Here is a 24,044-nt window from a genome sequence, read left to right as displayed (position 1 = left end):
CGCCGGCCACCTCCAGCCGGATGCGACAGGCGGCCGGGCGGCGGGTCTGGACGGCAGAAAAGCGCGACGAAATGCAGATTGCCCTTGTCTTTGCGTGCCCGCAAACAGTGCATCGAAAGAGCAGGGAAGAATGATGGGATTGTCATGGAATTCATGACTATTTCCGTCTGAAAAGGATTCTTCCGTGAGCGAACAAGCGCGAGACCCGACCGGCTGGCCCAGCGGGCCGCGCGGGCTGGACTTGCCTGACGATACGGGCCTGCACCCGCCGCCAGGTCTCCATGCGCATACCTGCCAGTCCCCTGCGCCCGCCGTCGCCGACGCCATGCCCGAGACGATTTCCCCCGACGGCCCGGGCCGCCAGGCACTCGACTGGCTGTACCGCTTCGTGGCCGCGATCGAGCTGGCGCCGGCGGTGGCGGTGCACTCGATCGATGCGGCCGGCCTCGTCCGCTTCTGGAACCACGCCTGCGCCCAGCTGTTCGGCATCCCGGCCAGCCACGCACTGGGCAAGCCTTTCCGCGACCTGGTGCACCACCTCGACCGCCAGGCCGAGTTCGACAGCACCATCGCCACCATCTGGCGCAACGGCGCGGCGCCGGCGCCGCGCGACTGGCAGGTCGAGACCGCGGCCGGCCGCCACCTGTGGCTGCATTCGAACCATTTTCCCGTCAAGCGCAACGGCACCACCCAGCAGGTGTTCTGCATGGAGGTCGACATCACCGCCCGCAAGCAGCTCGAGGAAAACCTGGCCCAGGCGGCACAGGTGTTCGAGAACGCCCACGAGGCCATCATCATGATGGATGCCGAATACCGGGCACAGGCGGTCAACCAGGCCTTCACCGACATTACCGGTTTCAGTGCCGCCGACATCATCGGCTCGACGCTGGCCAGCCTGCCCTGGGGAAACGACGAGACCGGTTTCTACGAAAGCATCTGGTCCCAGCTCGACGGCAACGACCGCTGGCAGGGCGAACTGCCCGCCATGCGCAAGAACGGCGCGCGCTATACCGCCTGGGTGGTGCTGACCACCATCCGCGACCCGCACGGCGAGGCCAGCGCCCACATGGCCATGCTGTCCGACATCAGCGAACGCAAGCGGGTGGAAGAGCAGGTGCGCCACCAGGCCGAGCACGACACGCTCACCGGCCTGCCGAACCGCGCCCTGTTCCTCGACCGCCTGCACCATGCGCTGGCCACCTGGCGCCGCCAGCGCGACAGTTTCGCGGTGCTGTTCCTCGACCTCGACCGCTTCAAGGCCATCAACGACAACCACGGCCACCAGACCGGCGACGCGGTGCTGCGCGAAGTCGCCGCGCGCCTGCGCGGCTGCGTGCGCCGTGTCGACACCATCAGCCGCCTCGGCGGCGACGAGTTCGTGGTGCTGCTGGCCGACATCGGCGGCGCCGACCGGGCCGCGCATGTCGTCAATGCCGTGATGCAGGGCGTGTCCCGCCCCATCGAGGTGGCCGGGCATGCGTTTACGCTCTCGGCCTCGATCGGGGTGGCGATCTGCCCCAGCGATGGGGCCGATGTCGACACCCTGATGCACCACGCCGACATCGCCATGTACCACGCCAAGCAGAACGGGCGCAGCAGTTTTCGCTTCTTCAGCCCCGAGATGAACGCACGCGTGGTCGAGCGCGGCGAGCTGGAAAAACGCCTGCGCCAGGCGCTCGAGCGCCGCGAGTTCGTGCTCGAATACCAGCCCGAGCTCGAGGTCGGTTCAGGCAAGGTGATCGGCATGGAAGCGCTGATCCGCTGGCGCCATCCCGAGCGCGGCCTGCTGCTGCCGCACGAATTCCTGCCGGTGGCCGAAGAATGCGGCCTGATCGTGCAGATCGGCGAATGGGTGCTGCGCGAGGCCTGCACCCAGGCGCGGGCCTGGTGCGATGCCGGCCACGTGGTGACGGTGGCGGTCAACCTGTCCGACATGCAGTTCCTGCACGGCCGCCTGCTCGAAACGGTCGACGAGGCGCTGGCGCAGTCCGGCCTGGCGCCGGCCTGCCTCGACCTCGAGATCACCGAAGGCGCGCTGATGCAGGGCGATGCCGGACTCGACGGCACCGTGGCGGCGCTGCGCGCGCGCGGCGTGCAGCTGACCATCGACCGCTTCGGCACCGGCCCGGCCAGCCTGTCCTCGCTGCGCCGCTTCCCGCTGTCGAAGCTGAAGATCGACCGCAGCTTCGTCGGCGACATCGAACACGACCCGGTCGATGCGGCCCTGATTCCGGCGATCATCGCGGTGGCGCGCAGCCTGCGCCTGCGCGTGGTGGCCGAAGGCGTGGAGACCGAGGAGCAGCTGCGCTTCCTGCGCCAGCACGGCTGCGACGAATACCAGGGCTTCTATGCCGCGCCGGCCAGCAGCCTGCCCGAATTCAATCCGCCGCCTCGCTGAACCGCGGTGCGCGAACGCGTGTTGAACGCGTGGGCGGCGGCGGCGTCGCCGCATTGCCCATGCATGTGGTGCAGCCGCCTACCCTACGACAACCGGCTTGCTACAGCTTGCCGCTGAACGGACCGGCCTGCGGATACAGGCGGACGCGCGCCAGTACCTGGCCGTGATCCGAGGCCGCCGGCAGCCCCAGGTGCAGGTGGTCGTTCAGGTAGACCACGTCGACCACTTCGCCGATCGCGTTCGGCAGCAGCGGATTGAATTCCTGCGACACCAGGATATGGTCGATGGTCGAGTGGCGGCTTTCGTGCACGATCGAAAACCCCACGTTGCGCTGGCTGTCCTGGTGCAGCCGCAGCCGGGCAGCGTCGAACATGCGTTCGCCCAGCGGGGCGCCCTCGCCGAGCACGATCTCGGTGGTCACCGAGTCGGCCACGTCGTTGAAGTCGCCCAGCACGATGCGCGGGCGCTGCTTCTCGCGCGCCATGTCGGTGAGCAGCACGCGCAGGGCGGTGGCCTCGGTGCCGCGCCGGATCAGCGAGCGCAGGCAGGCCAGGGCGTACAGGTTCGGGTCTTCGCCGGTGTCGCTGCTGCGGTAGTCGGGACGACGCGATTTCAGGTGCACGACCACGATGTCAATGACGATACCGGGCGCCAGTTCGATCTCGGCATGCAAGGGAGCGCGCGTGAAACGGTCGGGGTCGCGGCTGCCGGGCGGCATCGACACGCTGTCCGGGAACATCGTCATGGGGCGCGCATGGCTCAGCACCGGCAGGCGCGAGACCAGCGCCACGTTCGGCGTCAGGCGCGGCGCTTCCGGATCGGGGTCGAAACCCAGGTGGATCGCTTCGCGGTAGCGGCGGGTACGCGCCAGCACTTCCTTCAACGTGGCCTGCGAGAAGATTTCCTGGAAGCCGATGAGGTCGGCATCAAGCAGGTCGATCTGCTGCGCGGTCCAGTTCAGCTTGGCCTCGTATTCCTCGGGCGTGCAGGGGGCCAGGTTCTCGTAGCAGCGCACGCCCGGCGGGGCCAGGTTGAAGGTGTTAAAGGTGGCAAAGCGAATTTCTTGCTGCATAATAGAAACCCCTCATGTTCGTCTTTAGCGTACCACGCATGGCCAAGAAAGAGCACGTCTCTGAGACACCCGCGACCCAGTTCCTGCGCAAGCATGGCGTGGTCTTTAGCGAGCACCCCTACGACTACGAAGAACACGGCGGCACCGCCGTTTCTTCTCGCGCACTTGGCGTACCTGAGCACAATGTCGTCAAGACCCTGGTGATGCAGGACGAGTCGGCGCGTCCGCTGATCGTGCTGATGCACGGCGATTGCAAGGTCTCGACCAAGAACCTGGCGCGCGCGATTCCCTGCAAGTCGGTCGAACCCTGCAAGCCCGAGGTGGCGCAGCGCCATTCGGGCTACCTGGTGGGCGGCACCTCGCCTTTCGGCCTGCGCAAGGCGATGCCGGTCTACGTCGAGGAATCGGTCCTGGCGCTCGACAAGATCTATATCAATGGTGGCCGCCGCGGCTACCTGGTCGGCATCGCGCCGTCGGTCCTGAGCGGCGTACTGGGCGCGAAAGCGGTGCAGTGCGCGCTGCTCGAATGACTTGCCAAGAGGCATGGGCGATGGTGTATAGTCCCAGCGCCCCGCATCTGTGCCGACAAGAACGCAAAGATAAATAAAAGACATGAACACCCTGATCGCCACCATCGCCGCCTACCTGATCGGCTCGATTTCCTTCGCCGTCGTGATGAGCCGCGTCTTCGGCCTGTCCGACCCGCGCACCTACGGTTCCGGAAACCCGGGCGCCACCAATGTCCTGCGCAGCGGCAGCAAGAAGGCCGCGATCGCGACCCTGGTCGGCGATGCCGCCAAGGGCTGGCTGGCGGTGTGGCTGGCGGTCCACTACGGGCCGCAGCTCGGCCTGGAGGAGGGCGGCATCGCGCTGGTGGCCATCGCCGTGTTCCTGGGCCACCTGTGGCCGGTGTTCTTCAAGTTTGTGGGCGGCAAGGGCGTGGCGACCGCGCTCGGCGTGCTGCTCGGGATTAACGTCTGGCTGGGACTGGCAACGCTGGCGACCTGGCTGATCGTGGCGTACGCCTTCCGCTATTCCTCGCTGGCGGCGCTGATCGCCTCGGTTTTCGCGCCCTTCTATTACGGCCTGCTGTTCGGGGCCGACGAGATCCTGTTCGCGGTGGCGGCGATGAGCGCGCTGCTCCTGTGGCGGCACAGCAGCAATATTGCGAACCTGATCGCCGGGAAAGAATCGAAGATCGGCAGCAAGGCGGCCGGCGCCAAGAAAAAGTAAAAGGCGCTGGAAGATCCCTTCGTGCCACGTCCCGCGACGCATCGCGTTACCATGACGCCACCTGGCACCTTCGTGCCGCAACGAACTTGAAAGGTGGCACTTCCATGAGTACGCAAGCAAGCAAACAACTCCGTATCGATTTCGTCTCGGACGTCTCGTGCCCATGGTGCGCGATCGGCCTGAGCGCGCTGGAACTGGCGCTGGCCCGCGTCAAGGGACAGGTCGAGGCCGAGCTGCATTTCCAGCCCTTCGAACTGAATCCGAACATGGGCCCGGACGGCCAGGACATCGTCGAGCACATCACCGAGAAATACGGCGCCACCGCGGAGCAGCAGGCCAGCAGCCGCGAGATGATCCGCCAGCGCGGCGCGGACGTCGGCTTCAGCTTCGACATGGAGCGGCGCGGCCGCATCTACAACACTTTCGATGCCCACCGCCTGCTGTGCTGGGCCGAAGAGGAAGGCCGCCAGCGCGACCTCAAGATGGCCCTGTTCGAAGCCTATTTTTCCCACTGCGAAGACCCGAGCAACCACCAGGCGCTGCTGCGCGCGGTGGAGCGCGTCGGCCTGGACCGCGAGCGTGCCCAGCGCATCCTGGCGTCCGACGAGTACGCCGACGAGGTGCGCGAGCGCGAGCAGTTCTTCCAGCGCGCCGGCATTCATTCGGTGCCGGCCATCATCATCAACCAGCGCCACCTGATCTCGGGCGGCCAGCCGCCGGACGTGTTCGAACAGGCGCTGCGCGAGATCGCGGCGCGCGACGACGCCGCGCCCCGGCAGTAAAGCGCAGTCCGGTTCAGCGCAAGTCGAGCACGATCGGCTGGTGGTCCGAGGCGGCCGTCTCGGACTGCACCTCCACGTTCGCCACGCGCGGGGCCAGGTCGTCGGTCAGGAAGAAAAAGTCATAGCATTCCGGCTTGTCCGGCCACGGGTAGCCGTGCAGGCCGGTGGTCGGTGCGCGCGCCACACTGCCGTGCGCGACGCGCCAGGCGTCCAGGAAAGCGGGGGCGCCGTCGTCCATCGGGGCCAGCAGGGCCTGGTAGTCGGCCGCGTCCGGCGCAAAATTGAAATCGCCGCACAGGATGCTCGATGCCGGACGGAAGCCCAGCTGGTAGGGCGCGTCCAGGCTCGGGTCGGGCTGGAAGATGCGCGACCTGGCGCTCGCCTCCTGGTGCAGTTCGCGGATGCGCCGCACCTGCGCCATGCGCTGCAGCGGCGAATAGTATTCGAGGTGGGTGGTCATCAGGCGCAGCTTGCCGCTGGGCGCGTCGATCACGGTTTCCATCAGGCCACGCGGCATGCCGGGCGGATGCTCGGGGTCGGCCGGCCAGGGCAGCAGATGGCGGTGGACTTGCGAGATGCGGTACTTCGAGAGGATCAGGTTGCCGAACAGGCGGGGCGAGTTGTTCTTGTAGAGTTCACTCGGGGCATGCTCCATCATGTGGTAACCGCCGAAGGCGCCGCCCAGTTGCTTGAACTGGTTGGCGGTGGCGCCGCCGTCCAGTTCAGGGTGATTGGCCGCGACTTCCTGCAGGCACACGACATCCGGATTGAGGCGGCGCAGGACGTCGATGATCGCATGAATGCGGATCCTGCCGTCCTTGCCACAACCCCAACGAATGTTCCAACTTACAACGCGCATCGCATACCCTCCGTAAAACTTAACCGTCGGATATTGCCACCGTTTGGCAAGGGGCGGTCACACCGTAGGATCGATGTCAGCCTTGCAAGTTCAATGTCGAAACGAAGTGTAAAAAGCCTTGTCAGGCGGCTTCCAGTTCGTCCAGCGGCCAGCGCGGGCGCACATTGAAAGCATAGTCGCGCTGCGCCAGAGCCGGGTTGCGCTCGAGGCGCAGGGCGCCGGCGAAAGCGATCATGGCGCCGTTGTCGGTGCAGAACTCCAGCTCCGGATAATAGACCTTGAACCCGCGCCGGGCGGCGGCCGCGTCGAGCGACGCGCGTAGCTGGCGGTTGGCGCCGACCCCGCCGGCGATCACCAGGCGCTTGAGGCCGCTCTGGCGCAGGGCGTTCACGCATTTGGCAGTGAGGACATCGACGATCGCGTCGACGAAGCCGCGCGCGATGTTGGCCTTGTCCTGCTCGCAGATGTTGGCCACCACCTTCTGTTCATGGTTCTTGACCACCGTGAGCACCGCGGTCTTCAGGCCCGAGAAACTGAAGTTGAAATCCTTCGAGTGCAGCATCGGACGCGGCAGGGTGTAGGCGGCAGGGTCGCCGAACTCGGCCAGGCGCGAGATCGCCGGGCCGCCCGGATAGCCCAGGCCCAGCAGCTTGGCCGACTTGTCGAAGGCTTCGCCGGCGGCATCGTCGAGGGTCTCGCCCAGCAGGGTGTAGCGGCCGACCCCGTCCACCCGCATCAGCTGGGTGTGGCCGCCCGAGACCAGCAGGGCGATGAAGGGGAACTCGGGGCGCTCGCTGGCCAGCAGGGGCGAGAGCAGGTGGCCCTCCAGGTGGTGCACGCCCAGCACCGGCTTGTCCAGCGCCAGCGCCAGCGAGCAGGCCACCGAGGAGCCGACCAGCAGCGCCCCGGCCAGGCCCGGGCCCTGGGTGTAGGCGATGGCGTCGATGTCGGAGGCCGGGATGGCGGCGCGCCTGAGCACCTCTTCCAGCAGCGGCAGGGCGCGGCGGATGTGGTCGCGCGAAGCCAGTTCCGGCACCACGCCGCCGTACTCTTCGTGCATGGCCACCTGCGAATGCAGGGCATGGGACAGCAGGCCGCGCTCGGTATCGTACAGAGCCAGGCCGGTTTCATCGCAGGAGGATTCGACGCCGAGAACAATCATGGGGGAAACAGCAGGAGGGAAATGCAGGATTTTACCGTAGGGTGGACGGCTCCGCCGTCCGCGCGTTCAAATCACATATGAATTGACGCGCGGCGGTTCATGGGGCGGTTAAACGCGCGGTCGGCGAGCCGACCACCCTACAATCATTAGGGACGTTGCAGCAATTCCTGGTGCGCGCTGCGCAGCATCGCCTCGGTCTCTTCCCAGCCGATGCAGCCGTCGGTCACCGAACACCCATACTTCAGCTGCGACAAGTCTTCCGGAATCGCCTGGGCGCCGCTGACGATGTTCGATTCGATCATCACGCCCACCAGCGAGCGGTTGCCGTGCCGGATCTGCTGGATCACGTCCGACATCACCAGCGGCTGCAGGTCCGGCTTCTTGTAGCTGTTGGCATGCGAGCAATCGACCACCAGGTTGGCCGGCAGGCCGGCCTTCTTGAGCGCGCCTTCGGCGATCGCCACCGACACCGAGTCGTAGTTCGGACGGCCGCCGCCGCCGCGCAGCACCACGTGGCCGTAGGCGTTGCCGCTGGTGCGCACGATCGAGACCGTGCCCTGGCCGTTGATGCCGAGAAAAGCGTGCGGGTTGGCCGAGGACAGCACCGCATTGATGGCGATGGACACGTCGCCGTCGGTGCCGTTCTTGAAACCGACCGGGGTCGACAGGCCCGAGGACATCTCGCGGTGGGTCTGCGATTCGGTGGTGCGCGCGCCGATCGCGGTCCAGGCGATCAGGTCGCCCAAGTACTGGGGCGAGATCGGGTCCAGCGCCTCGGTGGCGGTGGGCAGGCCCAGTTCGCACACGTCGAGCAGGAAGCGGCGCGCGCGCTCCATGCCGACCTCGACGCGGAAGGAATCGTCCATGAACGGGTCGTTGATATAGCCCTTCCAGCCGGTGGTGGTGCGCGGCTTCTCGAAATACACGCGCATCACCAGCACCATGGTGTCGGCCACTTCGGCCTGCAGCGCCTTGAGGCGGCGCGCATAGTCCAGGCCGGCCTCCGGATCGTGGATCGAGCAGGGCCCGACGACCACGAACAGGCGCTTGTCCTTGCGGTCCAGGATGTTGCGCAGAGTCTCGCGGCCTTGCATCACGGTGGCGAAAGCGCGGTCGCTCAAGGGCAGCGAAGCGTGGAGTTCGTTCGGCGTCGGCATCTGCGCAAACGAACTGACGTTGGTATTTTCAATGGCAGGCGTGTTGATCATGGTGCTGTGGTGTCTGGAGGGAACAACCAGTGTAGACCGAAAATGCTGCACTTGCACACTGGTGCTGAAAAACGCGGCGCGCGCCACGGGACGCGTGCAGGCGTTGTATGCTTTCATCATGGACAAAACGGACAAGAACACAGAACGATTCGCCGCCGCCCCCTTCATCAAGGAAATCGGCCGCGGCGTGAAAGGCGCGCGCAGCATGTCGCGCCAGGATGCCCGGGCGCTGTATGCCGCCATGCTGGAGGGGCGCGTTTCCGACCTCGAGCTGGGTGCGATCTTGCTGGCGATGCGCATCAAGGGCGAATCCGTGGAAGAGCTGGCCGGCTTCATGGACGCGGCCGAGAGCGCGTTCGTGCCGCTGCCCGCGCCGCCGGGCGCGTATGCGCCGGTGCTGATCCCGAGCTACAACGGCGCGCGCAAGCTGGCCAACCTGACACCCCTGCTGGCGCTGCTGCTGGCGCGCGAAGGCGTCCCGACCCTGGTGCACGGCGTGCGCCACGACCCGGGCCGCATCACGACGGGCGAGATCCTGGCCGAACTCGGACTGGCCGAGGCCGGGTCGAGCGCCGACATCCAGGACGCGTTCGCACAGCGCCGTCCCGCCTTCATTCCCATCGAGGTGCTGGCCCCGAGCCTGGCCCACATGCTGTCGCTGCGCCGCATCCTCGGGGTGCGCAACTCCACCCATACCCTGGTGAAGATCCTGCAGCCCTTCGCGGGCCCGGCCCTGCGCCTGGTGTCCTATACCCACCCGGAATACCTGGAAACGCTGGGCGAGTACTTCACCACCGCCGCGCCGACCGAGCGCGGCGACGCCTTCCTGATGCGCGGCACCGAAGGCGAAACCGTCGCCAACCCGCACCGCGCTCCGCGCATCGACTGGTTCCACGGCGGCGAGCGCAGCGTGCTGATGGAGCGCGACGCGCCCGGCGACCTGCTGGCCGAGGTGCCGCCAGCGCGCGATGCCTCGAGTACGGCGGCCTGGATCGCAGCGGCCCTGCGCGGCGAAGTGCCGGTCCCGCCGCCGATTGCGGCGCAGGTCGCGCACTGCCTGCACGTGGCGCGCGCGCTGCGCGGCTAGCCGGTCTTCCGGCCCGCCCGGGCCTCGTTTTGTCGGAAAGCCACCCTGCGCGGTGGCTTTCGTGTTTTTTGAGACCCGTGTAAATGTTGGAAGGGCACAACGATTTGTTCCATGAACAAATATTTAATTGTGCTTCTCGTGTTTACGTAGGGCGACACATGACGGAAGCGATATGAACCCGATTTTCCATGAACGCCGGTTATGTGTACAGAATTATGGGTGATGAGGGCATGGGCCTCATGGTCGACAAGTAGTGATTTGACAATTATTGATGAAATTAACAGAGAAAAATTTACAGTTGTCTTGCAGAAACACTGATTTGACGCAAAAAGGCATTATTATTTTGTTGCAACATAGCAAAACGATACTGCACAACAGCGCAAAGTGTTTATAGCTTGATATTGCTGTGGTGGGTGTCGTGATAATGAATCATCCAATCTTGCAGGATGCCACTGTCGTCACACACTGAAGGAAGACCAGTATGACCAAGCACCGCTTTACTCCAGGCCAGCTGACCCTGGCCGCACTCGCCCTGGCAATGGGCACTGCCGCCGGCAGCGCGCTCGCCGCCAACGCCACCGCCACCTCGACCAGTACCGTGGTCACCCCGATCTCGATCACCAAGGGCGCCGACCTGTCGTTCGGCAGCTTCGCATCGAGCGCAGCGGGCGGCACCGTCACCGTCACCCCGGGCGGCACCCGTAGTGTCAGCGGTGGCGTGACCGCCGCGGGCGGTACCGCCAGCGCGGCCCGTTTCGACGTTTCCGGCTCGGGCAGCCTGACGTACTCGATCGTGCTCGGTGGCGACGCCAGCCTGAGCGACGGCTCCAACTCCATGGCCTTCACCAGCATCAGCGACCTGAGCGCCAGCGCGAGCACCAGCGGCAACGTGTCGTCCGGCACCCTGAGCGCCGGCGCCCAGTCGATCTTTGTCGGCGGCATCCTGACGGTCGGCGCCAGCCAGCCGGCCGGTACCTATACCGGCTCGGTCACCGCCACCGTCGAGTACAACTAAGCAGGGCCAGCGGCCCAGCCTGACCCCGATCATGTTGCGCCGCTACCGTTTCCTCCGGCCCGCCGGCACGACCGTGCTGGCGGCGCTGGCGGCGCTGTCCGCGATGACCGGGGTCCATGCCCAGCAGCTCGTGCTCAACAACACGCGCACGCTCGACTTCGGACGCTTCGTCGCCGGCACCGGCGGCACGATCACCGTGAGCCCGGCCGGCGTGCGTTCCCGCAGCGGCGGCGTCGTGCTGCTCAATTCCCCGGCGGCGGGGCAGGCCGCCTTCACCTTGGCACGCAGCAGCAATGGCGGCAGCAACAAGGCCGTCATCATCTCCCTGCCTCCGAACGGGAACATCCGGCTGAGCAGCGGCGCCAGCAGCATGGCCGTGAGCAGCTTCGTCAACAGCCCCACGAGCCTCCTGACGGTGCCGGCCGGCGGCACCACCCTGTCGATCGGCGCGACCCTGAGCGTGGCGCCGAACCAGCCTGCCGGGGTGTATTCCGGTTCGTTTCCCTTGACCGTCAATTTTCAGTAGGTTTCCTCACCATGTTTTCCCCGACCTTCGCCCCGCAGTTCGTACGCATCGGCTCGCGCCGCCTCCAGTTGGCGCTGGGCATCCTGCGGGCCGCGCCCTTGCTGGCACTATTGTTGGCCCTGTCCTGGCCCGCCCGGGCCGAATTGATGCTGCACCCGACCCGCATCGTGTTCGAGAAGAACCAGCGCGCCGCCCAGGTCGAACTGATCAACAACGGCACGAAACCGGCCAGCTACCGCATTTCGCTGGTCAACCGCCGCATGAACGATGCCGGCCAGTTCGAGCCGGCCGATACCCCGGGCGAAGGCGAGCGTTTCGCCGATGCCATGCTGCGCTATTCGCCGCGCCAGGTCACGCTGCAGCCGGGCACGGCGCAGACGGTGCGCATCATGTTGCGCAAGCCGGCCGACCTGGCGGACGGCGAATACCGCTCGCACCTGCTGTTCGACAAGCTGCCTGAGCTGGATGCCAGCACCAGCATCGAAAGCCGCGGCGCCCAGAACGGCCAGATCGGCGTCATGTTGAACGCGCTGGTCGGCGCCTCGATGCCGGTGATCGTGCGTCATGGAAACATCGGCGCGACGGTCAAGCTGGCCGGGCTCGCCCTGCAGAAGGATGCCGCCAAGAATCCGGTGCTGGCCCTGCGCTTCGAGCGCGAGGGCGCCAGTTCGGCGTACGGCGATGTCAGCGTCAGCTTCACCCCGCGCGGCGGCAAGCCCTCGGTGCTGGCGCAAGTGGGCGGCATCGCCGTCTATACCCCCAATCGCGTGCGCCAGGCGGCGCTGCCGCTGCAACTCCCCAAGGGCATGTCGCTGGTCGACGGCACGCTCGACGTGGTCTATCGCGACCGCCCGGAGGCGGGTGGCAGGCTGCTGGCCCAGGCAAGCCTGAATTTGCCCTAAGATATATTTCTAAGCAATAATAAGTTGCTATCGCTTACCGGCGTTTGCCGGCGGCACAGGCTTGACCGCACATGCAGGTATTTAAGTTTCGAACGGGCTTTTTCCTTGTTGGCTTGATGTTGCTGCCGGCCTTGGCGCCAGAGGCGGTGGCCGCGCCCATGCCGGTATCCGAAGACAACCTGGTCCTGCTCGAAGTCCGGCTCGGCAACCAGATCCTGAGCGAAGCCATCAACGGCTACGAAATCGGGCGCGACGTGTACCTGCCGCTCGGCGACATGGCGCGCCTGCTGACCCTGGCCATCCGCGTGACGCCGGGCGAGGGCAGGGCCAGCGGCTACATCCTGAGCGAAGACCGCGCCTTCAGCCTCGACGTGCCGGGGCGGCTGCTCGAGGTCGCGGGCAGGCAGCAGGAGCTCGACCGCTCGCAGTTCAAGCTGCATGCCGATGAAATCTATGTGGCGAGCAAGATGCTGGCCCGCCTGCTGCCGGTGGACTTCGAGCTCGACATGCCCAACCTGGTCCTCAAGGTCAAGCCGCGCGAGACCCTGCCGCTGCAGGCCAGGCTGGCCCGGCGCGAGCGCGGCAGCCTTCCGGGCATGCCGGGCGGTTACCAGGACCCCGGCTACCCGCGCCTGGCCACGCCCTACCGGCTGGCCGACGTCCCCTTCATCGACCAGACCCTCGGGCTGGCGACGAGCAAGCTCCACGGTCGCAGGCAGGCCGAAGCCAACTACGCCGGCTACCTGACGACCGACCTGCTCGGCATGGAAGCGGCCCTGTATGCCAGTTACGGCAGCGGGCACCGGCAGGACCCTGCGCGCGGCATGCGCCTGACGCTCGGGCGCAACGACCCGGACGCCGGCCTGCTGGGCCCCTTGCAGGCGCGTACCGCGCTGCTCGGCAGCGTGCCGCTGCCGGGTGTGCCCAATATTGCGTTCAGCAGCCCGACCGGCAATGGCGTGCTGGTCAGCAACCGTCCGCTCGACCAGCCGACCAGCTTCGACCGCCACACGCTGCAGGGTCCGCTGCCGCCGGGCTGGGACGTCGAACTGTTCTACAACGACGCGCTGGTCGGCTTCCAGCAGTCGCGCCCGGACGGCAAGTACAGCTTCGAGGACCAGCCGCTGGCCTACGGCCCCAACGAATTCCGGCTGGTGTTCCACGGGCCGCTGGGCCAGTTGCGGGTGGAGCGCCAGAGCTTCCTGCTGGAGGGGTCGGCGGTGCCGCCCGGAGCCTTGTACTACGACGTCGGCGCGCACCGCGACCTGCTCGGGCGGGAGCGGGCGCTGGCGCAGTTCGAATGGGGCATCAGCGAGCGCATCAATGCCACCGGCGGCTGGCAGCGCGTGCCGACCTTCGATGGGCGCGACCGCAGCTACGCCAGCCTCGGCCTGCGCGGCTACTGGAACGGCCTGATCGCCACGGCCGACGCCGTCAAGGCCCGGGACGGCGGCAGCCTGGCGCAACTGGGCCTGAAGACCCGGATCGGCAGCATGTCGCTGTCGGCCAGTCGCGCCCGGCTCGACAACTTCCAGAGCGAATTCTTCACCCAGGCCGCCGACCCGGTCCGGCTGCGCGACGAAGTGCGGGCCGAAGGCGTGCTGGCGCCGGGCGAGGCCGGCTTCTTCCCGGTGGCGCTGCAGGTGCGGCACGACCGCCTGGCCGCGGGTACGCACAACATCGACGTGCAGGGGCGCATCTCGGCCTACCGCAACGGCATCGCCCTGACCAAGGGTTTGCGCTGGGCTTCGTTTGGCGGCAACAAACTGGCCGACGGCCAGTTCCAGGTCAGCCGGCGGGTGGCCGGCGTCGGCCTGAGCGGGCAATTGCAGTACACGATCCTGCCCGAGGCGGCGCTGGGCAGCGCCGCCGTCTCGGCCGATTATGCGATCAGCAATGGCATCCTGATGAACCTCGGCCTGATGCGCAGCTTCCAGGACCGCGAGCTGCGCGCTTTTGGCGGGCTCAACAAAAGCCTGGGCAGCTACGGGCTGGGCATCAACGGTTTCTATACGAACCGGGGCGACTTCGGGCTGGGCCTGCAATTGTTCATGGCCATGGGCCTCGAGCCACGCGCCAGCCGCCTGATGACGGACGCCCAGCCGATGGCGGGGATGGGCGCGGCTTCCATTCGTGTGTTCCTCGACAAGGACCTGAACGGCATCATGGACGGCGCGGACGAAGCCATCCAGGGCGCCGGCTTCGTGGTGAACGGCGCCAACTATTCCCTGCGCACGGATGCCGGCGGCATCGCCTACCTGCCGCGCCTGCCGGCCCACCAGCACACCGACATCGGCCTGGACCCGAACACGCTGGACGACCCGCAATGGCAGCCGCGCGTGCCCGGGGTGCGCATCGTGCCGCGTCCCGGCAAGGTCAGCCAGGTGGAGTTCGCGGTGAGCCTGACCGGCGAGGTGGACGGGACCACCTACCTGTATGCCGACGGCAAGCGGCGCGCGATCGGCGACCTGCAACTGGAGCTGGTGGACGCCGCGCGCAAGGTGGTGGCGACCATGACCAGCGCGGCGGATGGGTATTTCGTCATCACCGGTATTTTCCCGGGCGAATACTTCCTGCGGGTCTCGCCCGAGCAGCTCAAGCGGCTGGGGCTGACCGATACCGGGATGCACATCATTTCGATTGCCCGCGACGGCACGGTGCTCAATGGGCGCGACCTGGACGTGCGGGCGGCGGACGAGGTCATCTGAACCGTATACAATGGCCGGTTTGGCGAATTCAACGCCACGGCAAGGATACGGTAGCAAGGCATGGCAAAACACTATGATGTAGCAGTCATCGGCGCAGGCGCCGCGGGCATGATGTGCGCGGCGGTCGCCGCCCAGCGCGGCAAGCGCGTGGTCCTGCTCGACCATGCGCAGCGCCTGGCGGAGAAGATCCGCATCTCCGGCGGCGGGCGCTGCAATTTCACGAACATCGGCGCCGGCCCGGCCAACTTCCTGTCGCAGAATCCGCATTTCTGCCGCAGCGCGCTGTCGCGCTACACGGCGCAGGATTTCCTCGCCCTGGTCAAGAAGCACCGCATCGCCTGGCACGAGAAGCACCGCGGCCAGCTGTTCTGCGATGACTCGTCCGAGCAGATCATCCGCATGCTGCGCGCCGAGTGCGACCTGGGCCAGGTCAGCTGGCGCATGCCGTGCAAGGTCGGCGGCATCGAAAAAACCGATGCCGGCTTCCTGGTGACGGCCGAAGGCGGCGACATCGCCTGCGACAGCCTGGTGATCGCCACCGGCGGCCTGTCGATCCCGAAGATCGGCGCCACCGACCTCGGCTACCGCATCGCGCAGCAGTTCGGGCTGCGGATCGTCGAGCCGCGTCCGGGCCTGGTGCCGCTGACCTTCGACGGCCCCAGCTGGGAGGCGTATGCCCCGCTGGCCGGCATCGCGCTGGAAGTCGAGGTGAGCACGGGCGGCCAGGGAAAAGGAAAAGGCAAGACCCAAGGCGGCCATTTCCGCGAAGACCTGCTGTTCACCCACCGCGGCCTGTCGGGCCCGGCGATCCTGCAGATCTCGAGCTACTGGCAGCCCGGCGCCCCGATCGTGCTGAACCTGCTGCCCGACATCGACGTGGCCGAGGAATTGATCGGCATGAAGACCACCGTCAAGAAGCAGTTGGGCAACGTGCTGGCCGGCTGGCTGCCGGCGCGCCTGGCCGATGGCTTGCTGGTGGCCAACGGCTTCGCGCCGGATGCGCGCCTGGCCGACATGGCCGACGCCAGGCTGCGCAAGCTGGGCGACGCCATCAACCGCTGGGCCGTCGTGCCGACCGGTTCGGAAGGCTACAAGAAGGCCGAGGTGACCCTGGGCGGGGTCGACACGCGCGAACTGTCGCAGCAAACCATGATGGCGAACACGGTGCCGGGCCTGTACTTCATTGGCGAGACCGTGGACGTGACCGGCTGGCTGGGTGGCTATAATTTCCAGTGGGCCTGGGCGTCGGCGTATGTGGCTGGCAACAGTGTCTGATGGGGTGCTGTCAGTGTGGCAATCGCGGAACAACTCCATAAAACCTTCCACTGAGCCGCAAATAGTGCTAAACTTTCGTTCTTCCTAAATCCAACGGTTTCATTTTTACATGACCACTATCCGCCTTAAAGAAAACGAGCCGTTCGAAGTCGCTATGCGTCGCTTCAAGCGCACTATCGAAAAAACCGGTCTGCTGACCGAACTGCGCGCTCGCGAGTTCTACGAAAAGCCAACTGCAGAGCGTAAGCGCAAGCTGGCCGCCGCAGTGAAGCGTCACTACAAGCGTATCCGCAGCCAGCAGCTGCCGAAGAAGCTGTACTAATCAGACTGCATTGACGGCTTGCCCCGGCGACTTTAGTCCCGGCGAGTCGCTGAGCGTCCGCAAGCCCGCTCCGGTTTTACCGCGGCGGGTTTTGTCGTTTATACCATTTCACCCGAGCAGAGAATCCATGAGCCTGAAAGCACAAATTACCGAGGACATGAAAGCCGCGATGCGCGCCAAGGAAAGCGTCCGCCTGGCCACCATCCGCCTGATCCTTGCCGAGATCAAGCGCAAGGAAGTCGACGAGCAGATCGAACTGAACGATGCCCAGACCCTGGCCATCGTCGAGAAGATGATCAAGCAGCGCAAGGATTCGATCACCCAGTTCGAAGCCGGCGGCCGCGCCGACCTGGCCGACATCGAAAAAGCCGAACTGGCGATCCTGTCGGCCTACATGCCGGCCGGCCTGTCGGACGAAGAAGTGGCCGCCGAAGTGGCCGCCGCCGTGGCCGCGACCGGCGCCGCCGGCCCGCAGGACATGGGCAAGGTGATGGGCGTGCTCAAGCCGAAGCTGGCTGGCCGCGCCGACATGACCGTGGTGTCGGGGCTGGTGAAGAAGGCGCTGAGCGGCGGCTGATCCTCGTGCGGTCGAACGCGCGGCCGGCATAGCCGACCACGCCACGTAGGGTGCACGGCGATGCCATGCGCGCGTTCGACCCGCCTGGGAATGGCCGCGATGCATGCTGTCCACAGCCGACCCCATCCAAACGGATGCCTTGTCCTAAATCAATTTTGCAGTCACCACTGCGGTATAGTCTGAGTTGAGACAAACCCTGAGTACCTCCTAGTGATTCCGCAATCCTTCATTACCGATTTGCTCAATCGTGTCGATATCGTCGACATCGTTGGCCGCTACGTCCAGCTGAAAAAGGGCGGGGCCAACTACATGGGCCTGTGCCCGTTCCATAACGAAAAGTCCCCCAGCTTCACCGTCAGCCCGACCAAGCAGTTCTATCACTGCTTCGGCTGCGGCGCCCATGGCACCTCGATCGGCTTCCTGATCGAATATTCCGGCATGGGCTTCGTCGATGCCGTCAAGGACCTGGCCCAGGGCGTGGGCATGGTGGTGCCGGACAACGACGACAAGATTCCGCCGCAGCAGCGCGCCGCCCAGCAGGCCCAGTCGCTGGCCATGACGGACGCCCTGAACCAGGCCTGTGCCTACTACCGCGCCCAGCTGCGCGAGGCGCCCAACGCCATCGCCTATCTGAAGAACCGCGGCCTGACCGGCGAAGTGGCGGCCCGCTTCGGCATGGGTTACGCGCCTGGCGGCTGGGACAACCTGCGCTCGGTCTTCCCCGACTACGAGGCCCTGGCCCTGGTCGAATCCGGCCTGGTGATCGACAAGGTCGACGAAGACGGCAACAACAAGAAACGCTACGACCGCTTCCGCGAACGGGTCATGTTCCCGATCCGCAATACCAAAGGGCAGGTGATCGGCTTCGGCGGCCGCGTCCTGGATGGCGGCGAGCCCAAGTACCTGAACTCGCCCGAAACGCCGCTGTTCCAGAAGGGCCTGGAACTGTACGGCCTGTTCGAGGCGCGGCAAAGCATCCGCGATGCCGGCTATGTGCTGGTGACCGAAGGCTACATGGACGTCGTTGCCCTGGCCCAGCTCGGCTTCCCGCAGGCCGTGGCCACGCTCGGCACCGCCTGCACCAGCACCCACGTGCAAAAGCTGCTGCGCCAGACCGACACCGTGATCTTCAGCTTCGACGGCGACAAGGCCGGCCGCCGCGCCGCCCGCCGCGCCCTGGAAGCCTGCCTGCCGCAAGTGACCGACGACAAGACCATCAAGTTCCTGTTCCTGCCGCAAGAGCACGACCCGGACAGCTTCGTGCGCGAGCGCGGTGCCGATGCCTTCGAGCAAGAGATTCACGAGGCGATGCCGCTGTCCCAGTTCCTGCTGCGCGAAGTGACGCTCGAGCACGACCTGGACACGCCCGAGGGCAGGGCGCACGCCCAGCACGAGGCCAAGCCGATGCTGCAGGCGATGGCGCCGACCGGCCTGCGCCTGCAGATCGTGCGCGGGCTGGCGAGCCTGACCGAATCGACGCCGGCCGAGATCGAATCGCTGTTTGAACTGTCTAAGCCGGTATCGGTGATGCGCCGCGCCCCGCCGCGCCAGGGCCGGCCGAAACCGGTGGGCCTGGAACTGCAGATGCTGCGCATCCTGGTGTCGCATCCGCAGCTGGCCCAACAGCTGGACGACCCGGCCCTGGTCTCGTTCGACTATTTCGGCCAGGAAGCCGCCGATGCCTTGCGCCACCTGGTGCAACTGGCGCAAAGCCTGGGCGAATACGGCACTTTCGCTGCCTTGTCACAACAGTTAAAGGAAGTGACGGGAGAATACGACAGTCTGATCTCGGAGATCGCCGCCGAACCGGAATCAGACGTTGATGCAGATCGTATCTGGCTGCTTAGCGCTGTGCGCCAGATCAAGAAGGAAGCTTTGAAGCTGGAGCAGAGCCAGTTGTTTTCTTCAAATTTGCCCCCAGATCAGGTCGAGCAGGTAAGTGCTCGCTATCGAGAAATTGCAGCTGAAATCGCAGCTCTGGAAAGTGAAGACGCTGCCGCAATGTCGCCCCGGTAATGCAGACCTGGCAACACGACTGTGGTCATTTGTGCAACTTGGAAAAACAGGGGTGCGTGCTATAATAAAACGCTAACTATTGCAACTGTTGAAACCATTTTTCGTTTCAATCGGGGCGTGGAGTTTCAGTTAGCGAGGCAACAGATTGTTGTCTGCAAGGTGATGTAAAGTAACAAAACTTTATCTTTAACCATCGTAAAGTTAGTCGTTTTGACTTCGAAAGCGCCTGTGCCAACCAAGAAACCCGAAACCAAAGTGGCTGCAAAAACCACGAGAGCGTCCGCCAAGGTGGACAAAGGTCAAGACACGGCCGAGGTTCGTACGGCGAGCCCGGCACCGGTCAACGCGACGACCGATGCGGCCGCCCTGGCCGCCATCGACACGTCCGGCTATGTCCTGCCGTCCGTCAAGGTTCCAGGACGCCGTGGTCGCAAGCCCAAGGAATTCACGCCCGAGAACGACGAGATCGCCGCCTTGAACGCGGTCGAGCGCGCCGAACTGAAAGCCGCGGACAAGGCCAAGGCCAAGGACCGCAAGGCCAAGGAAAAAGCGCTGCTCAAGGATGCGTTCTCGTCCGATACCGAGGCGAGCGAAGAAGAGCTCGAGATTCGCCGCAACAAGCTCAAGGCCCTGATCAAGTCGGGCAAGGAGCGCGGCTTCCTCACGTATTCCGAGATCAACGATCACCTGCCGGACAACATCGTTGATCCGGAAGCGATCGAGGGCATCATCGGCACCTTCAACGACATGGGCATTGCCGTCTACGAGCACGCCCCTGACGCCGAAACCCTGCTGCTGTCCGACGCCGTCCCCAACGTCACCAGCGACGACGAAGCCGAGGCCGCCGCCGAGGCGGCGCTGTCGACCGTCGATTCCGACTTTGGCCGCACCACCGACCCGGTCCGCATGTACATGCGCGAGATGGGCTCGGTCGAGCTGCTGACCCGCGAGGGCGAGATCGAGATCGCCAAGCGCATCGAAGACGGCCTGAAGGACATGATCCAGGCCATCTCGGCCTGCCCGGTGACGATCGCCGAGATCATCGACGCCGCCAGCAAGATCGAGCGCGACGAGATCAAGATCGACGAGATCGTCGACGGCATGGTCGACCCGGAAGAAGAAGAGCAGGCCTCCCAGAGCGCCGTCGCGCCGACCTCGACCGACGACGAGGACGAGGACAGCGACGAAGACAGTGACGGTGAGGAAGAGGAAGAAGAGACCAACAATGCTTCCGGCGCGGCCGGCTACTCGGCCGAGCAGCTCGAAGCACTGAAGCAGGCGGCGCTGGCCAGGTTCCACAATATTGCCGACCAGTTCGACAAGATGCGCAAGGCCTTCGAGAAGGACGGCTACAATTCCAAGGCCTACGTCAAGGCGCAGGATACGATCTCCGACGAGCTGCTGGGCATCCGCTTCACGGCCAAGGTGGTCGAGAAGCTGTGCGACACCCTGCGCGGCCAGGTCGACGAAGTGCGCCACATCGAGAAGCAGATCCTGGACGTGGCCGTGAACCGCTGCGGCATGCCGCGCGCCCACTTCATCAAGGTGTTCCCGGGCAACGAGACCAACCTGGACTGGGTGGACGGCGAAGTCAACGCCAACCACGCCTACAGCGCCATCCTGGGCCGGAACATCCCGACCATCAAGGAACTGCAGCAACGCCTGATCGACCTGCAAGCCCGTGTCGTGCTGCCGCTGCCGGACCTGCGCAACATCAACCGGCAAATGGCCGCCGGCGAAATGAAGGCGCGCAAGGCCAAGCGCGAGATGACCGAGGCCAACCTGCGCCTGGTGATCTCGATCGCCAAGAAATACACCAACCGCGGCCTGCAGTTCCTCGACCTGATCCAGGAAGGCAACATCGGCCTGATGAAGGCGGTGGACAAGTTCGAATACCGCCGCGGCTACAAGTTCTCGACCTATGCGACCTGGTGGATCCGCCAGGCCATCACCCGCTCGATCGCCGACCAGGCGCGCACCATCCGTATTCCGGTGCACATGATCGAGACCATCAACAAGATGAACCGGATCTCGCGCCAGATCCTGCAGGAGACCGGCGCCGAACCGGATCCGGCCACCCTCGCCATCAAGATGGAGATGCCGGAAGATAAGATTCGCAAGATCATGAAGATCGCGAAGGAGCCGATTTCGATGGAGACGCCAATCGGCGACGACGACGATTCGCACCTGGGCGACTTCATCGAGGACAACAACACGCTGGCGCCCTCGGACGCCGCGCTGCACGCCTCGATGCGCGGTGTGGTGAAGGACGTGCTCGATTCGCTGACCCCGCGCGAAGCCAAGGTACTGCGCATGCGCTTCGGCATCGAGATGTCCACCGACCACACGCTGGAAGAGGTCGGCAAGCAGTTCGACGTCACCCGCGAGCGCATCCGCCAGATCGAAGCGAAGGCCCTGCGCAAGCTGCGTCACCCATCGCGTTCGGACAAGCTGAAGAGCTTCCTCGAGGGCAGCAGCGGCTGATTGTTGTAATCGAGCCTTGACGTGCCTGTAGTAAAAGCAATATCCTCTCGCCATTCTGATTCACGGTTCCGCGCCGCTGAAGCAGGTGGCGAGATCACTTTCTTGTCACTGTCCCGATTTCTGGGCCTCTAGCTCATGCCTGGTTAGAGCAGCGGACTCATAATCCGTTGGTGCCCGGTTCGACTCCGGGGAGGCCTACCAAATTTTCAATTAAAAACAAGGGGTTGCGTGATTGCGCAACCCCTTGTTTGTTTTCTTCTCTCTCAAAGGTTCAACGGAAGGGCAACCGTGATTAGAACGCTGAACAACCGGCGACGGTTGGGCACGGATCTGATGACCTAAGACGACGAAGTTTAAAAGTTACTAGTTTCTACCTGAACGATAGGGAATTTCTGATACTCCAAAGGATGATCCTGGTAATAGCGTAGTACTGGCAAATTGTGTCGCAAGTGATGCTAGATCGCGGTCGCTTGTCGGTCCTGCCATTATTTGGAATTTCACGCCATCATGTTCAGCCAAAAAGGGGTTTTTGTCGCTCACAAGGTTGAATTTTAAATATGGAACTAGTCGCGATGCTGATGTTCGAAAATCAATTTGTGTTTTGGTCTCATCAATCACTCCCGAGATGAGACGCCATTCTTTTTCTTCCGAAAAAGAAGAATGTTTGAATACACATCCAGTTTGTGCTAAATCCTGTGCGAATTGCCAGCCGACGTCTGTCCACCAATTTGTGGGAGAGCTGAGTGAAGTTTGTCCACTGGTGAAATACTCTAAATGTCGCTCAATCAGAGCGCTGATTAACTTGTATTTTAATTTATGGTCATAGATGCAAGGGACTAACCAGAAATTCTGCTCACGGGCCATCGCAACCAGTTGTCCTGCTGGAACCCCTAGTGCATATCCACCGTTAGGTGGACAGTAAGCACGCCACTGAGAAAGCAAGTTTCCCTCTTCTGAAAACGAGGCGGTGTAGTGCCTTGCTGCAGCAGTACCGGCCGCTTTTTTCATTGCTTCTAGCGCAGCGATTTTTTCGGCAGTTAGGTTCCCTCGGTTTATCTTATTCTCGATCGCGTTCTGCGCATATTCGACAGCATGCCGCCCTTCGCTGGCATCATTTAAGAAACGTATATTAGTCGCCCACACCTGCTTATTACGCAATACTCCTAACAATCCGTCGTGCGACGTGTAGTGATAAATGAGCGGTGGAGGCGTAGCCACCACTAAGTCTGCAAGAGTAGATTTGAATATAGTGTTCATTCTTCAGGGAGAGAGTAGTGCGTTTAGAAGCTAGTGCTGACCTAATTTACTCATGTGTCAGCTCCACCTGTAACGTCGGCGCCTGGCGATTGGGTGCAATTGGCAACGATTCAGTCTATCGGGCTGCTGTCATCGGAGCAACTCCGCGTTTGCTTGAGCACTGTAAGGCGTGCTAGTGGATTTAGGTGACGGATTTCCTGCAAATGTTCGGGCGATAGGGACCTGTCAGAAATTCTGTGTGCGGGGTCAGAATTCGTAGTTAGGTAATGGCGTTTGTGAAGCGTTCGCCGAACATGATGGCGAACTGGTTGGCAGCCTGCTTCCAGGTACGCTGCGGCATCTTCCAGTCTTTCTCGATATTGCGCAAGGCCAGGAAGAGTAATTTGGTCGCCGCTTCGTCGCTGGGGAAGTGGCCACGGTTCTTGACGATCTTCCGAAGGCGCATATGCAAGCTCTCGATGGCGTTGGTCGTGTAGATAATTGTGCGCACTTCCGGCGGATAGGCGAAGAAAGGAATCACCTGCTGCCATTGGCGCCGCCACATCGCTGCCACAGTCGGGAATTTGGTGCCCCAGGGCCCGGCCGCAAACGCGTCCAGCGCCGCTTCGGCCAGGTCGGCGTTGGCGGCCTGGTAGACGGGTTTCAAGGCCGCTGCCAGCTCCTTGCGGTCCTTCCAAGCCGCCAGGGTTGTCGAATTACGGATCAGGTGCACGATGCAGGTCTGGATCTGCGCCTGGGGATACACCGCTTCGATGGCTTCGGGGAAGCCGCGCAGGCCGTCGACGACAGCGATCAGGACATCGTCCAGTCCGCGGTTCTTCAGTTCATTGAAGACCTTCAGCGGTAATCCCCCCATTTTTAGAGCACGCTAAAAGTAGAGGTTGTTCTTGAATTATTGCCCACCAAAGTTCCCTACGGTAGCGATCAAGGTGGCACCACAAGTGGTCTTATGCCCATCGTAGGCGACGGCAACGCCATCAATAACGTGATCTGATTCTCCTTCCGCAATGGTGCAGTTGTCATGTCCTTTGATGGGGCAACTGCATACATCGCCGACGCGAGCAACTGGAATGCCGTTAACCGTAAAATAATTCGCGCCGACGCTCTCGACCTTGCCGCCATGAGACGTGGGGTCGCCAAGACGAATCACGTTCCGCATCG

20 protein-coding genes, 1 tRNA gene and 1 pseudogene are annotated in these 24,044 nt (G+C 64.1%); 15 read left to right on the top strand and 7 right to left on the bottom strand.

The annotated features are described in order from the left end of the window. Positions 1 to 325: 325 nt before the first annotated feature. Entirely contained in the window at positions 326 to 2,398 is a 2,073-nt protein-coding gene (locus IM543_20595; protein QOY96784.1) for an EAL domain-containing protein, read from the top strand. 100 nt (positions 2,399 to 2,498) lie between these two features. Here the strand turns inward: IM543_20595 and IM543_20590 are convergent, their stop codons facing one another. Next, the gene (locus tag IM543_20590; GenBank protein QOY93897.1) at positions 2,499 to 3,470 is read right to left on the bottom strand and encodes an endonuclease/exonuclease/phosphatase family protein; all 972 of its coding nucleotides are present in this window, start codon (positions 3,468 to 3,470) and stop codon (positions 2,499 to 2,501) included. 38 nt (positions 3,471 to 3,508) lie between these two features. Here IM543_20590 and IM543_20585 point away from each other — a divergent pair, with 38 nt between their 5' ends. The 3 genes from IM543_20585 to IM543_20575 all read left to right on the top strand — a co-directional run bounded on the left by IM543_20585 (position 3,509) and on the right by IM543_20575 (position 5,485). Then, positions 3,509 to 4,000 carry an aminoacyl-tRNA deacylase gene (locus IM543_20585; GenBank protein QOY96783.1) on the top strand — a complete coding sequence of 164 codons (492 nt, stop codon included), beginning with the start codon at positions 3,509 to 3,511 and terminating at the stop codon, positions 3,998 to 4,000. An 82-nt stretch (positions 4,001 to 4,082) separates the two neighbouring features. Then, entirely contained in the window at positions 4,083 to 4,703 is a 621-nt protein-coding gene (gene plsY / locus IM543_20580; protein QOY93896.1) for a glycerol-3-phosphate 1-O-acyltransferase PlsY, read from the top strand. Between the two features lie 104 nt (positions 4,704 to 4,807). Continuing rightward, a complete protein-coding gene (locus IM543_20575) occupies positions 4,808 to 5,485 on the top strand; it encodes a DsbA family oxidoreductase (protein QOY93895.1) in 678 nt (225 codons plus the stop codon). Positions 5,486 to 5,498: 13 nt separating this feature from the next. Here the strand turns inward: IM543_20575 and IM543_20570 are convergent, their stop codons facing one another. From IM543_20570 to IM543_20560, 3 genes are all read right to left on the bottom strand, one after another. Next, on the bottom strand, positions 5,499 to 6,344 hold the full coding sequence (locus IM543_20570; protein QOY93894.1) for an endonuclease/exonuclease/phosphatase family protein: 846 nt from the start codon (positions 6,342 to 6,344) through the stop codon (positions 5,499 to 5,501). A gap of 121 nt (positions 6,345 to 6,465) precedes the next feature. Beyond that, entirely contained in the window at positions 6,466 to 7,506 is a 1,041-nt protein-coding gene (gene tsaD, locus IM543_20565) for a tRNA (adenosine(37)-N6)-threonylcarbamoyltransferase complex transferase subunit TsaD (GenBank protein ID QOY93893.1), read from the bottom strand. Positions 7,507 to 7,652: 146 nt separating this feature from the next. Next, the gene (locus tag IM543_20560; protein ID QOY96782.1) at positions 7,653 to 8,711 is read right to left on the bottom strand and encodes a 3-deoxy-7-phosphoheptulonate synthase; all 1,059 of its coding nucleotides are present in this window, start codon (positions 8,709 to 8,711) and stop codon (positions 7,653 to 7,655) included. 121 nt (positions 8,712 to 8,832) lie between these two features. On the opposite strand from IM543_20560, the gene ybiB reads away from it, so the two are divergent. From ybiB to IM543_20505, 11 genes are all read left to right on the top strand, one after another. After that, positions 8,833 to 9,801, top strand: coding sequence for a DNA-binding protein YbiB (gene ybiB / locus IM543_20555; GenBank protein QOY93892.1), 969 nt, complete (start codon positions 8,833 to 8,835; stop codon positions 9,799 to 9,801). Between the two features lie 481 nt (positions 9,802 to 10,282). Beyond that, positions 10,283 to 10,816, top strand: a complete 534-nt coding sequence (locus IM543_20550) for a DUF4402 domain-containing protein (protein ID QOY93891.1) — start codon at positions 10,283 to 10,285, stop codon at positions 10,814 to 10,816. A gap of 31 nt (positions 10,817 to 10,847) precedes the next feature. Continuing rightward, positions 10,848 to 11,342: a DUF4402 domain-containing protein gene (locus IM543_20545; GenBank protein QOY93890.1), complete on the top strand. Its 495-nt coding sequence runs from the start codon at positions 10,848 to 10,850 to the stop codon at positions 11,340 to 11,342. Between the two features lie 11 nt (positions 11,343 to 11,353). Then, positions 11,354 to 12,244, top strand: coding sequence for a molecular chaperone (locus IM543_20540; protein QOY93889.1), 891 nt, complete (start codon positions 11,354 to 11,356; stop codon positions 12,242 to 12,244). Positions 12,245 to 12,402: 158 nt separating this feature from the next. Next, the gene (locus tag IM543_20535; protein ID QOY93888.1) at positions 12,403 to 14,952 is read left to right on the top strand and encodes a carboxypeptidase regulatory-like domain-containing protein; all 2,550 of its coding nucleotides are present in this window, start codon (positions 12,403 to 12,405) and stop codon (positions 14,950 to 14,952) included. A gap of 60 nt (positions 14,953 to 15,012) precedes the next feature. After that, positions 15,013 to 16,227: an NAD(P)/FAD-dependent oxidoreductase gene (locus IM543_20530; GenBank protein ID QOY93887.1), complete on the top strand. Its 1,215-nt coding sequence runs from the start codon at positions 15,013 to 15,015 to the stop codon at positions 16,225 to 16,227. Between the two features lie 109 nt (positions 16,228 to 16,336). Next, positions 16,337 to 16,549: a 30S ribosomal protein S21 gene (locus IM543_20525; GenBank protein QOY93886.1), complete on the top strand. Its 213-nt coding sequence runs from the start codon at positions 16,337 to 16,339 to the stop codon at positions 16,547 to 16,549. A gap of 127 nt (positions 16,550 to 16,676) precedes the next feature. Further along, the gene (locus IM543_20520) at positions 16,677 to 17,126 is read left to right on the top strand and encodes a GatB/YqeY domain-containing protein (GenBank protein ID QOY93885.1); all 450 of its coding nucleotides are present in this window, start codon (positions 16,677 to 16,679) and stop codon (positions 17,124 to 17,126) included. 210 nt (positions 17,127 to 17,336) lie between these two features. Next, a complete protein-coding gene (locus IM543_20515) occupies positions 17,337 to 19,142 on the top strand; it encodes a DNA primase (GenBank protein QOY93884.1) in 1,806 nt (601 codons plus the stop codon). Positions 19,143 to 19,370: 228 nt separating this feature from the next. Beyond that, positions 19,371 to 21,626, top strand: coding sequence for an RNA polymerase sigma factor RpoD (gene rpoD / locus IM543_20510; GenBank protein ID QOY93883.1), 2,256 nt, complete (start codon positions 19,371 to 19,373; stop codon positions 21,624 to 21,626). Between the two features lie 122 nt (positions 21,627 to 21,748). Beyond that, positions 21,749 to 21,827 (top strand) — tRNA-Ile (locus IM543_20505). A gap of 162 nt (positions 21,828 to 21,989) precedes the next feature. On the opposite strand, the gene IM543_20500 is transcribed toward IM543_20505, so the two are convergent. From IM543_20500 to IM543_20490, 3 genes and pseudogenes are all read right to left on the bottom strand, one after another. After that, entirely contained in the window at positions 21,990 to 22,883 is an 894-nt protein-coding gene (locus IM543_20500; protein ID QOY93882.1) for a DUF2971 domain-containing protein, read from the bottom strand. Between the two features lie 259 nt (positions 22,884 to 23,142). Beyond that, a pseudogene (locus IM543_20495) lies at positions 23,143 to 23,724 on the bottom strand (IS256 family transposase). A gap of 51 nt (positions 23,725 to 23,775) precedes the next feature. Then, positions 23,776 to 24,042: a PAAR domain-containing protein gene (locus IM543_20490; GenBank protein QOY93881.1), complete on the bottom strand. Its 267-nt coding sequence runs from the start codon at positions 24,040 to 24,042 to the stop codon at positions 23,776 to 23,778. Between the last annotated feature and the right edge of the window lie 2 nt (positions 24,043 to 24,044).

The sequence above is a fragment of the Massilia sp. UMI-21 genome (assembly GCA_015277795.1).
Taxonomy (GTDB): Bacteria; Pseudomonadota; Gammaproteobacteria; order Burkholderiales; family Burkholderiaceae_D; genus Telluria.
Note: the sequence above shows the minus strand (reverse complement) of the source record. Positions and strands in the feature narration are given on the sequence as shown.

Coding starts and splice junctions, on each gene's coding strand:
- IM543_20595 (QOY96784.1), top strand. CDS start 326: ATGCCCGAGACGATTTCCCCCGACGGCCCGGGCCGCCAGGCACTCGAC.
- IM543_20590 (QOY93897.1), bottom strand. CDS start 3,470: ATGCAGCAAGAAATTCGCTTTGCCACCTTTAACACCTTCAACCTGGCC.
- IM543_20585 (QOY96783.1), top strand. CDS start 3,509: ATGGCCAAGAAAGAGCACGTCTCTGAGACACCCGCGACCCAGTTCCTG.
- plsY (QOY93896.1), top strand. CDS start 4,083: ATGAACACCCTGATCGCCACCATCGCCGCCTACCTGATCGGCTCGATT.
- IM543_20575 (QOY93895.1), top strand. CDS start 4,808: ATGAGTACGCAAGCAAGCAAACAACTCCGTATCGATTTCGTCTCGGAC.
- IM543_20570 (QOY93894.1), bottom strand. CDS start 6,344: ATGCGCGTTGTAAGTTGGAACATTCGTTGGGGTTGTGGCAAGGACGGC.
- tsaD (QOY93893.1), bottom strand. CDS start 7,506: ATGATTGTTCTCGGCGTCGAATCCTCCTGCGATGAAACCGGCCTGGCT.
- ybiB (QOY93892.1), top strand. CDS start 8,833: ATGGACAAAACGGACAAGAACACAGAACGATTCGCCGCCGCCCCCTTC.
- IM543_20550 (QOY93891.1), top strand. CDS start 10,283: ATGACCAAGCACCGCTTTACTCCAGGCCAGCTGACCCTGGCCGCACTC.
- IM543_20545 (QOY93890.1), top strand. CDS start 10,848: ATGTTGCGCCGCTACCGTTTCCTCCGGCCCGCCGGCACGACCGTGCTG.
- IM543_20540 (QOY93889.1), top strand. CDS start 11,354: ATGTTTTCCCCGACCTTCGCCCCGCAGTTCGTACGCATCGGCTCGCGC.
- IM543_20535 (QOY93888.1), top strand. CDS start 12,403: ATGCCGGTATCCGAAGACAACCTGGTCCTGCTCGAAGTCCGGCTCGGC.
- IM543_20530 (QOY93887.1), top strand. CDS start 15,013: ATGGCAAAACACTATGATGTAGCAGTCATCGGCGCAGGCGCCGCGGGC.
- IM543_20525 (QOY93886.1), top strand. CDS start 16,337: ATGACCACTATCCGCCTTAAAGAAAACGAGCCGTTCGAAGTCGCTATG.
- IM543_20520 (QOY93885.1), top strand. CDS start 16,677: ATGAGCCTGAAAGCACAAATTACCGAGGACATGAAAGCCGCGATGCGC.
- IM543_20500 (QOY93882.1), bottom strand. CDS start 22,883: ATGAACACTATATTCAAATCTACTCTTGCAGACTTAGTGGTGGCTACG.
- IM543_20490 (QOY93881.1), bottom strand. CDS start 24,042: ATGCGGAACGTGATTCGTCTTGGCGACCCCACGTCTCATGGCGGCAAG.